Source organism: Sphingorhabdus sp. M41, from assembly GCF_001586275.1.
Classification (GTDB): Bacteria; Pseudomonadota; Alphaproteobacteria; order Sphingomonadales; family Sphingomonadaceae; genus Parasphingorhabdus.
This window is the reverse complement of record NZ_CP014545.1, coordinates 1057962-1069686: the sequence shown is the minus strand read 5'-3', so window position 1 is coordinate 1069686 and position 11725 is coordinate 1057962. Positions and strand designations below refer to the sequence as shown.

The 11725-nt window shown below is 56.0% G+C and carries 12 protein-coding genes; 2 read left to right on the top strand and 10 right to left on the bottom strand.

Features of this window, described 5'->3' with window-relative positions; translation table 11 throughout:
* Nucleotides 1–126 precede the first annotated feature (126 nt).
* Nucleotides 127–855 (bottom strand): CPBP family intramembrane glutamic endopeptidase, encoded by a 729-nt coding sequence (locus AZE99_RS05170; RefSeq protein WP_082788248.1) that lies wholly within the window; start codon nucleotides 853–855, stop codon nucleotides 127–129.
* Between the two features lie 83 nt (nucleotides 856–938).
* Nucleotides 939–1757 carry a universal stress protein gene (locus tag AZE99_RS05165; RefSeq protein WP_067198625.1) on the bottom strand — a complete coding sequence of 273 codons (819 nt, stop codon included), beginning with the start codon at nucleotides 1755–1757 and terminating at the stop codon, nucleotides 939–941.
* Between the two features lie 287 nt (nucleotides 1758–2044).
* Here AZE99_RS05165 and AZE99_RS05160 point away from each other — a divergent pair, with 287 nt between their 5' ends.
* Nucleotides 2045–2650: a hypothetical protein gene (locus AZE99_RS05160; protein ID WP_067198623.1), complete on the top strand. Its 606-nt coding sequence runs from the start codon at nucleotides 2045–2047 to the stop codon at nucleotides 2648–2650.
* 43 nt (nucleotides 2651–2693) lie between these two features.
* On the opposite strand, the gene AZE99_RS05155 is transcribed toward AZE99_RS05160, so the two are convergent.
* The 6 genes from AZE99_RS05155 to AZE99_RS05130 form a co-directional block, all read right to left on the bottom strand.
* The gene (locus AZE99_RS05155) at nucleotides 2694–3479 is read right to left on the bottom strand and encodes a polyphosphate kinase 2 family protein (RefSeq protein ID WP_067198621.1); all 786 of its coding nucleotides are present in this window, start codon (nucleotides 3477–3479) and stop codon (nucleotides 2694–2696) included.
* 162 nt (nucleotides 3480–3641) lie between these two features.
* Complete coding sequence (locus AZE99_RS05150) at nucleotides 3642–4583, bottom strand: tetratricopeptide repeat protein (protein WP_067198620.1); 942 nt, start codon at nucleotides 4581–4583, stop codon at nucleotides 3642–3644.
* A 57-nt stretch (nucleotides 4584–4640) separates the two neighbouring features.
* Nucleotides 4641–5495, bottom strand: a complete 855-nt coding sequence (locus tag AZE99_RS05145) for an alpha/beta fold hydrolase (RefSeq protein ID WP_082788247.1) — start codon at nucleotides 5493–5495, stop codon at nucleotides 4641–4643.
* Nucleotides 5496–5621: 126 nt separating this feature from the next.
* Complete coding sequence (gene aspS, locus AZE99_RS05140; protein WP_067198616.1) at nucleotides 5622–7406, bottom strand: aspartate--tRNA ligase; 1785 nt, start codon at nucleotides 7404–7406, stop codon at nucleotides 5622–5624.
* Nucleotides 7407–7613: 207 nt separating this feature from the next.
* Nucleotides 7614–7895, bottom strand: coding sequence for a hypothetical protein (locus AZE99_RS05135; protein ID WP_067198614.1), 282 nt, complete (start codon nucleotides 7893–7895; stop codon nucleotides 7614–7616).
* A 65-nt stretch (nucleotides 7896–7960) separates the two neighbouring features.
* Complete coding sequence (locus AZE99_RS05130; RefSeq protein ID WP_067198612.1) at nucleotides 7961–8845, bottom strand: diacylglycerol/lipid kinase family protein; 885 nt, start codon at nucleotides 8843–8845, stop codon at nucleotides 7961–7963.
* A 71-nt stretch (nucleotides 8846–8916) separates the two neighbouring features.
* Here AZE99_RS05130 and AZE99_RS05125 point away from each other — a divergent pair, with 71 nt between their 5' ends.
* Nucleotides 8917–9813, top strand: coding sequence for a metallophosphoesterase family protein (locus AZE99_RS05125; RefSeq protein WP_082788246.1), 897 nt, complete (start codon nucleotides 8917–8919; stop codon nucleotides 9811–9813).
* Between the two features lie 29 nt (nucleotides 9814–9842).
* On the opposite strand, the gene AZE99_RS05120 is transcribed toward AZE99_RS05125, so the two are convergent.
* Both AZE99_RS05120 and AZE99_RS05115 read right to left on the bottom strand, forming a co-directional pair.
* Nucleotides 9843–11357 carry an FAD-binding protein gene (locus tag AZE99_RS05120; protein ID WP_067198610.1) on the bottom strand — a complete coding sequence of 505 codons (1515 nt, stop codon included), beginning with the start codon at nucleotides 11355–11357 and terminating at the stop codon, nucleotides 9843–9845.
* Nucleotides 11357–11689 (bottom strand): hypothetical protein, encoded by a 333-nt coding sequence (locus tag AZE99_RS05115; RefSeq protein ID WP_067198609.1) that lies wholly within the window; start codon nucleotides 11687–11689, stop codon nucleotides 11357–11359. Before AZE99_RS05115 ends, AZE99_RS05120 begins: the two co-directional genes overlap by 1 nt.
* Between the last annotated feature and the right edge of the window lie 36 nt (nucleotides 11690–11725).

Sequence of the window (11725 nt, the reverse complement as noted above, 5' to 3'; positions counted from 1 at the left end):
AAATATGACACAACCGACAATTGGCCGGAGCATGTCTGTCTATCTTGCTGAAAAAGCGAAGCGGTGCAAATCTTATGGTTTACAATTCTGGCTGAGAACCCTCTTCATGACATCGGCAGCCCATATCTATTCCCACTCCAGATAGAGCGCCGTGAAAGTCAGCGTATCGATTATGCCGTGCATCAGGATCACCGGCCAGAGATTGCGTTTCAGCAGCAGGAACATCGTACCGAATGCCAATGCAATGCAGCCGGTTACAATGGCGCCGCGCCAGCCTTGATAATAAAAATGCCCATAGCCGAAAAAAAACGCGGGCAGGATCACCGCTAGAACGGACGCCAGCCTGTGACCGGAAAAAGCGGTTTGCAGCCTGCTGATCAGATAGCCCCGAAAAAACATCTCCTCGCCAAAAGCCGCTGCGGTCCAGACAATCGCAAGCCACATCAGATATTTAGGAAGGTTTCCTGCGACATCGCCCCATCGGTCCTCCACGCCCTCTGGCATCTCGGTCATGAAATCCAGCCCGATTGCCGGGCCACCTATGGTGGTCAATGCGACCGCGATAGCGAAAGCCACGAAGACCAGCATGGCTTGCGGGGCTACCATCAGCTTCGCTCTGATTCCGGGCAAGCGACGCAGACCCAGAGAAGGCCAGTCAATACCGATCTTGCGCATATAGACTGTGACAAGAGCCAGGGTCAGCAATAGCGAGACCGGACCAGCGTAACGCCAGAACAGCAGACTCATAAGATATTTGGACAGCAAAGCGAAGGCGACAAAACCCGCTATCTCGGCCAGAATGATCCAGCGTTGCGGCTGGTTGGTTTCGATTTCGATATTCTTCGATAATTCCATATAACTGCAGGTGTGTTATATAGATAACACTGTCAACAAATATCCGCCGCGAGACCGATTTCCCTCGCTAGCACACATCCATTCTAGCCAGAGTTTCTGACCATCAACACGTCCACCGGCGACCAGCCCATCATTTCACTGGCGCGACTGCCGATGGTTGCCATGGAAAAACCGCCCCGACCGTGGGTTCCCAGAACCAGAAGATCATAATCACCGGAATCGAGCATATTATGCACGGATTGGTGAAGATTGCCTTGGACCAGACGGGGATTCACGCGAGCGCTATCCGTGTCGGACAGGTTCAGAGCGTCCATGAAATCCCGCAATTCCTTTTCCGCATCGGACAGCATTTCCGTCGCAACGCCCTCTGATTTCAGCCAGGCTTCATAAGCCACATGATATGCGTGCACGAGATCGATTTGCGCAGCGGGAAAAAAGGCCAGCGAAACGCGAAGCGCTTTTGCCGAACAATCCGAAAAGTCGGTCGCCACCAATATTCGGCTATAGTCCGCGCGCGGACGCTCCTTGACGATAAGCACGGGAGCCTCGGCATGGTGGACCAAATGATCCACCGCAGTGCCGAGGAAAAAATCGGAGATATTATTGTGACGGGCAGCCCCGACAATGATCAGATCGCTGCCCAGCTGCAACGCGGTGTCGGCAATGACCTTGGGGGGCTTGCCATAATTTATCGCGAGATTGCAGCCTTCGGTATCCTCACCATAATTCCGCACCAGAAGAGCCTCGACCTTGGCAATATCAACCTCGGTCTTGGCGCTGTTCACAAACAACAAGGTTCTATCCGCATTCCAGACATCCGCGAGCATTTTGGCGCGAGCAAACGGCCGGTCTCCCCTAGCCGTCAGATCGGTTGCGACGAGAATTTGCTTGGATGCGGGCATGGAATAATACCTTCTGTAAGTTCGTGGGCGTGAACCTTCATCTTCCCAATTCGGAGAGATGAATGTCGTTGATCTGCAACCCTAACCGCTTTCCGACTGATTCAAATCAGTATCTGTACGGATATGATCCTCTCCATGAATGCCGTTAACGGCCGACTTGTTCGAATCGAGCACAATTTCTCTCTGATATCGACCTGGCCCCAGGTTCATGAAATTTTCCTGCGACTGTAACAAATTCTCCCGTCCGCCTGAATAGCCTTCAAACCATAGAGAATTCTGGAGAATTTATGCCACAGACAACCCGCAGCATCGCAATAACTGTATCCATCATGCTGCTGCTCACTGTAGCGACGCAATCGCTGTATATCGTGACCCTGAAGGGTGTCGGGATTATTGATGGCTGGCCGTTGCGATCGACAATCTGGACCACAGAGATTCTCTTGTTTACCGGCATCACGGTCGCTTCGCTCGTCGGTCTGGTTCGGTCTCCGGCGATGCAATGGGGCTGGGCCGCTCTGGTTGCGGCAGGGCTGATAAATATCGTCCAGTCGGGCATCGGACTGTCGATGTTTCTGCCAGCGGCCAAAGCGGGTCCCGAGTTCGCGCCGCTTATGGGCACCCTGCTCGCCGGATCATTTCTGTTCTACAATCTGGCAAAGGCGATAATCGGACTGGCTGCCCTGCTCTTCAGCCTGACACTGTTTCGCGACGACAGCAAAAAAATCCGGGTAATCGGCCTGATCACTATGATCGCTGGCGTGATTGCCATTGTCTTGAATATGGCTGCCGTGCGTTCGGGACTGGGCTCAGTGCCATTTTCCGGCGGGAGCGGAGCAATTGCAACCCTATTTTCCGGTTGGGCCGTCTGGCTATCCGCTCGCCCGGTGGAATGACTCTGGCTTCACTGTGCCGGACGAAAAATCAACCTTTTGACTGCTAATCCTTGGCCTCATAGCCAAAAGCATCATGCGCCAGTTTCACCAGCTCCGGATCAGCGTCTGGCAAATCCTTTGGCAGCGCTGCTTCCAGCGTATCGGCGACATGGGTCATGGCAGCGATGCGCGCGGATTTCTTGTCATTACCGGCGATCACTTTCCACGGCGCCCAGCGGGTGTCGGTATTTTTGAACATATCGTCCATCGCTTCGAGATAATCGCCTCGCTTTTCCCGGTTGCGAAAATCCTCGGCGGTAATCTTCCAGCGCTTGTGCGGCGTGTCGAGCCGTTTGGTGAGACGCTCGTCCTGCTCTTCCTGCGTCGTGTGAAAGAACAGCTTCACCACATTGGTGCCGCCGTCGATCTGCTGCGCTTCAAATTCATTGATCTCGTCATAGCCGCGCTTCCACTCGGCCTTGGTGCAAAAATTTTCAACCCGCTCGACCAGCACCCGTCCATACCAGCTGCGGTCGAACACGCCGATTTCGCGGCTCCCCGGCAGTTTCTGCCAGAAGCGCCAGAGGAAATGCCGGTCTTTCTCTTCCCTGGTCGGCGCGCCGATCGGCCAGACATCATAATAGCGCGGATCCCATTCCCCGGTCATCCGGCGGATCGTGCCGCCCTTGCCCGCTGCATCCCAGCCCTCGAACACCAGAATCGACCGGCAACCGTGGATGATATGCTTGAAATGGATCTGGGCGAGCCGGTCCTGAAGCGCTTTCAGCGCCTCACTATAATTGCCATCAAATTTGTCGCCGGATTCATAGTCGGACAGGTCTATGGTCATTCTTACTCCGTTCGCGCACCGCTCGCTGATCCAAGGGACGGACAACGCTCAACCGCATCTATCGTCTTCGGACCGGCTTTGACAGGCTCAGTCCGAGCAGGTCAATCTATATCCGATTGGCATGAACAGCCAGCCGGTTAACCCTGTGAGTCATTCTTGACTTCAGTCTCTTCCGGATTGACGCAATTCCCATTCATCCAATGCGCGCCGATGATCGCTCACGCGCCGCAAGGATTCCGTCACTTCAAGCTTTCCCGGGGAAAATCTGTCCGCCTCTTGATAGAAATCCAGCGCACCTTCAAGATCGCCGCGCTGTTCTGCGCAGAGGCCGCGATTGAATGTCAGCGAGATATGAACCTGTCCATTGCCGGCCGCTTCGTCCCACATCCGGCAGGCCTCGGCCGCGTTGCTCTTGGTCTTCTTGATCGCGGCCTTGAAGAAATTTCCTTCCGTTTTCGTCATACCCTTGCGGCTTTCCAATATGCGGATTTCCTCACGATATTCTCTTGGGGCCAGATCATTGCTGATGGCGCTGGCGGTCCCGGCTATCATGCTCCGGAGCACCGATTCACTGCTCGAAAAATCCTCGTCATCGCCGAAACATATCGTCTGTTCATTCTGGTCGGGAAAACTTTCCGTATAGATACTGCGCCCATCGCTATATCGCGTCGCCCGGACCTGCGCGCGATAATCGATGGTCCGGGTCAGGCAAGATACTTTCATATTTTTATGGGTGACGCATTTGTCCTTGTCATCCCGCTCGACGCAGCGCCGCCGCTTTGCGGTCGTTTCATATTGCTCGACCCCGGCGGTAACATTGCCGGAGAGCGTCGCATCGGATTGCACCGCGGACGGTCCGCCAATCACATTAAAATAGGGGCGGCCAAAGACCGTTATGCCGGAAAGCCTGTCTTCCAGTTCAAAGGCCAGCGCCCGCCCGTCGCGGCCACCGAAACGGTCGATGGATATCGATTGTATCCGGGCAAATTCGGGGGAATTGGCCGCTGCCAGTCCTTCAATGGTCAGAACCTCGGCCTGCGCTGCTGCAGAAAGCCCTGATAGCGTCATCAAGATGGTGATCGCACCGATCCATAATTTGTTCATGTCCATTCCCCCGAAAGATGGTCGTTCACAAATATCGATACTAATCTGAACGAGACATTAGCCGCTGATGATCAGTTCCGCAATCCGTTTCGGGTCCTGCATCGGCATGAAATGGGTGAGATCGGGCAGATAAATATCGCTGCCATGAGCAAAACCGTCGGCGAGTCCTGGCGGCGTCGGCGAACCGGCAAAATCAAAGGCGCCATCCCGCTCGATCTGTGGCGCGCGCAGGATAGTGACCGGCTTTTCGATCTGATCGATCAGAGGCCATGGATCGACGCTGGCGCTGGTCGCATAGACCGATGCCTCGGTCTGTGGGGGACAGGCCAGCCTGTAACCACCCTCCCCGTCTGACAGCAGACCATATTCGCAGTAATTCCGCAGCACTGCCGGATCCCATGTCTTGTAGGGATGCCGGTCCTTGAACCGTTCGAACATCACATCCGGTCCGGTCCAGCTATTGCGCCGTCTGGCCACCATATCACTGGTCGCGCTATAATCGGGCAGATCCCGGTAGAATTCCCGTTCCATGATCACCGGATCGATCAAGACGAGCCGCTCCAGCAGATCAGGGTGGCTGGCCGCGACCTGCACCAGACAATGGCCGCCCATGCTGTGCCCTGCTCCAACCGCAAAGCGGATTCCGAGCGATTGCACCAGTTCGGCGGTCGCGCCCGCGACATCGGTCCAGTCGGTGATGATCGGTGCGGCGCTGCGTCCGTGGCCGAGTTGATCGACCGCGATTACATGTGTGCCAGCCGGAAAGGCAGCGATGGCCTGGTCCCAGCAGCGGGCGTGAAAGCCGGTCGCGTGCAGCAGCAGGACAGACGGGCCGTCCTCCGCCTTGCCCCATTCGAAATAGCAGATATCGCCATGGGACGATGGAAAGACATTCATAACGGGGAGGATCATTGAACTTTTCCTATTTCGTCATTCCGGACTTGATCCGGGATCCGGAACAACCGCTCGCAAAACATGCTTGTTACGGCTCTGGATGCTGAATCAGGTTAAGCATGACGACTATCTGAGTTGTTGAGATCACGCTTCCTTTGGCGGTTCCACCACCCGAATATGCAATTCGCGCAGCTGCTTCGCGGCGACGGGGCTCGGCGCGCTCATCATCAGATCTTCGGCTTTCTGGTTCATCGGGAACAAGACAACCTCGCGAATATTCGGTTCGTTCGCCAGCATCATAACGATCCGGTCCACGCCCGGAGCCGAACCGCCATGCGGCGGCGCGCCATATTTCAGCGCGTTGATCATGCCGGAAAATTCGCTGTCGACCTGCTCCTTGGTGTAACCGGCGATCTCGAACGCCTTGTACATGATGTCGGGCCGGTGGTTCCGTATCGCGCCGGAGGACAGCTCGATGCCGTTACAGACAATATCATATTGCCAGGCGAGAATGTCGAGCGGATCCTGGTTTTCCAGCGCTTCCAGTTCGCCCTGCGGCATCGAGAAGGGGTTGTGCGAAAAGTCCATTTTCTTCAGTTCGGCATCATATTCGAACATCGGATAGTCGACGATCCAGCAGAATTTGAACGCATTCTTGTCGATCAGGTCGAGTTGCTCCGCAGTGCGGGTCCGTGCCAGACCGGCGAGCCGTGCGGCTTCCGCTTCCTTGCCCGCGGCAAAGAACACGCCGTCGTCGGGACCACAGCCGAGATCGGCGAGCAGCTTGGCCGTGCCTTCCTCGCCATGGTTCTTGGCAATCGGCCCTCCGGCTGCGCCTTCCTTCATGTTGATATAGCCGAGCCCGGCAAAACCTTCGCCGCGCGCCCAGTCGTTCATCGCGTCAAAGAATTTGCGGCTGTTCTTGCCGGCCTCCGGCGCGACAAAGGCGCGCACCGTGCCGCCGGTCGAGGTAATCTTGTCGAACAGACCAAAGCCGGAGCCCTTGAAATGTTCGCTGACGTCTTGGATGATGATCGGGTTGCGCAAATCCGGCTTGTCATTGCCATATTTCAGCATCGATTCCTTGTAGGGAATGCGCGGGAATTCGCCCGCAAGCGTCACCGAACGGCCATCGGCAAATTCCTCGAACACGCCAGCCAGAACCGGTTCCAGCGTCTGGAACACATCTTCCTGGGTGACAAAGCTCATTTCGAAATCGAGCTGGTAAAATTCGCCCGGCGAACGGTCGGCGCGCGCGTCTTCGTCGCGGAAGCATGGCGCGATCTGGAAATAGCGGTCGAAACCGGCGACCATCAGCATCTGCTTGAACATCTGCGGTGCCTGCGGCAGCGCATAGAATTTGCCGGGATGAACGCGGCTCGGGACGAGATAATCGCGCGCGCCTTCCGGGGACGAAGCGGTCAGGATCGGGGTCTGGAATTCGGTAAAGCCCTGTTCGGTCATCCGGTTGCGCAGGCTGGCGATAACCTTGGAGCGCAGCATCATATTGGCGTGAACACTTTCGCGCCGCAGGTCGAGGAAGCGGTAGCGCAGGCGGATATCCTCGGGATATTCCTGTTCGCCGAAAACCGGCATCGGCAGTTCGTCGGCCGGGCCCTGCATGCTCACCGTATCGGCGACCAGTTCAACGTCGCCAGTCGGCAGATTCTTGTTCACCGTTTCGGCGTCGCGGGCCACAACCTTGCCGGTCACCGTGACGACCGATTCCACGCGCGCGCTGTCGAGTGTCTTGAACGCCTCGCTACCAGTTTCGCTGACGATCTGGGTCAGACCGAAATGGTCGCGCAGATCGACGAACAGCAGATTGCCGTGGTCGCGCTTGCGGTGAATCCAGCCGGACAGACGGACGGTCTCGCCAACGTGCGAAGAACGGAGCGCGGAACAATTGTGGGTGCGATATGCGTGCATGATGGACCTTTGGAATTGGGTGCTTTCCCAGATGGAAAGATTGCACGCGTAACACAGGTCTGCGGGCCATTTGTCAAGGCTTGAGATTGTCCAAACAGGCTGTGCGCCGCAGTTGATGCGGAGTTTTGCGAAGGATAAGGCTGTCGCCGCCGAAAGCTCCGCATCAGGCGCAAGGAGTCAGCGGGGCCCGATAGCTTTGCTAAACGCTCAAGCCTGCCTGTCCTTGCGATCCTTCAGCGGATAGTCTCCGGGCCGAACCGTGGAAAAATTGGGACGGTCGCTCACCTTTTCCGGGGCTTGGCCGCCGGGGGTCGCATCATCGTCCTTGTTTACCGGCACATTGTCCGCATCGCCATACGTACCGCCGGCCTTGCCCTTATCCATGCCGTAGGAACTGTCCGGTCGATGCGGAGTGCCGGGTGCTGCCCCGGGGTTCAGCCGTTCATATTCGTGCGAATGTCCGGCTTTTTTCTTGTCAATCTTCGCCATGGGGGACTCTCCATTATGTTGTGTCATAATAGAATTACGCGGCCATCGCAGGATAGTTCCGCCCCTTATGGACAAGCGACCTCTATGGCATCCCTCGCAACGCGGACCTGGACTGGCGTGGATGCCAGCACTTCGCCATCGATTGAAATCTTCAGCTTCGGTATCGTCTCCAACTGAAAGGATGTTCCGGAAAATTCACGCGTGTTGGCGTTCCGGTCTCTCAGCTTCAGCGCTTTTGCAAACCAGTCCCACATGAGCTGGATTTTGCTTTTTCCAACGACAGCCTGGATCACGATCTGCCCGCTGTCGATTTCCGCATTGTCAGACAATTCCAGACCACCATGATAGGATCCGTTCAATATCCGCACTTCGGTCGACCATAATGCGTGCTTTTCTGCGCCATCATCAATCGTCAGCCTGAAGGGCCGGAAGCCGATGAGGCATTTCAGGGCCCAGAACAGATAGCCAAAACGACCGAGATAGCGCTTCAATTCATGCGGAACCGTTTCCCCGATGATTGGAGAAAGGCCTAAGGATGCAGCGTTTACAAAATAATCGTCATCGATCATGCCAAGATCTATTGGCTTGCGATGCCCGTGCGCAATGACCTCAATGGCCCCTTCAAGATCAAGAGGCACGCCCAGCGTTCGCGCCGAACTGTTGGCGGTACCAAGAGGCAATAGGGCGAAGACACAATCGGTGCCGACAAATTCGTCGACGACGCCCGAAAGCGAACCATCACCGCCGCCGACAATGACCATCGGTGCTTTCTTGACGGCTTGCCGAACAATATTGCGAATATCGTCAGGATTCTCGACGGCCTGTGCGTCGAGGAGATTAACGCCAGCTTCCGCCAGTTTTGCTTTCGCCTCTTCGAACAAATCCTCTCCCTTCCGAGATCCGGCGTTAATGACAAGAATGGCGTCCCGAGGGAGAGAATTGCTTTTCATGATGAGACTACGCTGCGGCGGATGTTTGGATGCACGGTGAAACTTATTTAGGAGTCAGCAGTTAGACCTTCATGGCCCGGATCGCACATCTCTCTGACATTCACTTTGGCGCAAATGACCCGAACATCGTTGCGGCCACGATCGATTGGGTGAACGACAAACAACCCGATCTCGTCATCATCAGCGGTGACCTGACCCAACGCGCGCGCGAGGGTCAATTTCAGGATGCTGCCGAATATCTCCGGTCACTGCGGGAAAACGGGCACAGACTGCTGGTCATTCCCGGGAATCATGACATTCCTCTATATGATGTGTTCAGGCGCTTCCTTTCGCCGCTAGGCCGGTACAAACGTCATATTGCAGAGGATTTGTGCCCTTGGGTGGAAACGGACGAAGCCGCCGTGTTGGGAATCAATACTGCCCGCTCCCTCACGATCAAGGATGGCCGTATAAACGAGGAGCAAATGCAGCTCATTCGCCAACGCTTCAAAGGCGTTGCGCCCGATAAAACGCGAATTCTGGTTACCCATCACCCGTTGTTTGCATTGCCAATTGGCTGGGGCAATGAACTGAGCGAAGCCGTGGGCCGGCACGAAGACGCCCTTCAGGCGATAGCCGACGCCGGCATTCATTTGACGCTGGCGGGCCATTTCCACCGCACCTATGCCGAGGCCGCCAGCAAAATGGTGGCGAAAGCGGGGCCGACTCTGGTAATTCAGGCGGGCACGGCCACCTCGACCCGTCTGCGCAATCAGGAACCGCAAAGTTTCAACTGGCTCCACGTCGAGCAAGGCAACCGGATGGAATTGCAAGTGATCGTCTGGAATGGCGAAGAATTTCAGCGCGCAAGCCACGTCGGATTTTCCCTCGAAGGGGAGCAATGGCATTCGGAAGAGCTGTCCACCGAGGAGAGGGCCACAGGTGATTTCCCCGGCGTCAAAGCGCCTATAGCCGCCGCGGATCGTTGAACACCCGAGTGGTGATGGGACACTAAAGCCTATATCAGCCCCAGTTTGACCAATTCGTCATTCGCGAAAACCCGACGGTCGGCCGCATCCGGCATGACTTGCGCCTGCGCCCATTTCCAGTTGGCGAAATTCTGTTCATAATCCCGCTTCACCCGCCGCTCGTCGAGATTGTTGGTTTTGCCCCAGTGCCGAGTGAAGGCGATACCCGCATCATCAAGCGCCTCGACGACTTTCTTGTAGCCGTTGTGACTGGATTCGAGATTCGGGCCGTCAAAATCGATCACGACATTATCCGGCCAGTGCGCGGGCGCCAGCAGACCCTGGGCTTGTCGTACGAAACGCAGGGTGACGACTGTGCCCCCTCCCCCGCTCCTGAAACTATCAATAATTAAATCAAAGGCTTCACTAAGCTTACTGCGATCCATTGTTACTGATCCGTTGAACAGGCTGGCAATCGGCATATGCTCTTCGGTCGTATGGCCCCAGGTGGCAATGGCCGGCGGATCGTCAACATCACGATTGTCCGGATAGGCTTGCTCCATCGCCAGTTGCAATATCTCTCCCTTGAACCAGTCACTTTCCGCCATCGCCTTGCCAAGCAGGGTCAGGGCGTCATAGCCGGCCCCCATATCGCCTGGAGGTGGCGGCAGGACGCTGGCATCATAAGGACGCTTGTAAAGGAAGCGCAACAGAGTCTTCTTGTCGAAAGGATCGAAAGGATTCATTATAAGCTGTTGAAAATAAGGCTCTTCATGCAGTCCGAACTCGCAGGAAAATTTCTGGAACTCGCCGCGGCACAGCCAGTCGATATGCTCGCGTTTGATCTTCGCTGCTTTCTGGATATTCTGCACCATATAGATCGGATCGGTTTCGATCAGCATCGCCGTGACAAAACCCATCGCACCAACATGAATCTGGGCAGCGGCAAATATCCGGTCATCGCGCATGATCTCCGAACCGGTCTGGGCAATGAACGCATCCGACAGCACCGCTTTCTTCGGAGCAATCCACAATATCCGTTCCGGTGTCACCAATTGCACCGCCCGAACATGATCCTGGATACCGCCCGCCTGCCAGACGCTGCCATGGGTTCCGGTAGCACAGGCGCCGGCAAAGCTCTGGCCGTTGCTGGCCCCGCCAGTCCGCAGCGACCGGCCAATTTCTTCGGCACTTTCGTAAACTTCATCAACCGTAGCACCAGCCTGCACCAGCAACAGCGCTTCCGCGGCAACTTCGCAATCTTCATGCAAATCCTTGGCCGACAATTTATAGGTCCGGTTGAGCCGCAGAGTCTCGACCAGCCAACCGTCCTCCACCACGTTGATCGGCGACGGCGACCAGCCAGCGCCAATCGGCCGTACCGGAATGTGATATTGCCTGGCTTCCCTGAGCAAATCCCGTACAGTTTCCGCCACACCTTTCAGATGCGCACGGCCATTCCTCTCGTCACCGTTCGCCAGTTCGATCCGGTCCTTGAGATTGCATTCTGCCGTTTCGTGATAGTTCTTCCAGACCTGGTGACCGAGATGGATAACCCGCGCCATCAGGCCTCTCCCACATCATGGTCACCGGCATAGCAGCGATAGGCAATGCTCACTTTCCGGACGAAGCCAAAGCTTACCAAACAGATCAGAATTGCCTTTCCGGTCATGAAAAAACGCATATCGTTGATGCCGAGCTGAGAACAATCATCGACCTGCAGGGATCGCCCTCTCCGCGAGGCAAATCCCCAGGCCAATATCGTGATCTCGATTGTCTTGCCGCCAATCGGCCGCGGGTCGGCTATCGCTAGACAGGCATCACCCCACAGCGCCATAATCTGCCCAAGCAAGAGCAACGTCAGTACGCCGATCATAATCAGTGACCAAAATGCCATGATTTCCCCCAAATTGTATCCTCTGTCCACGAATTG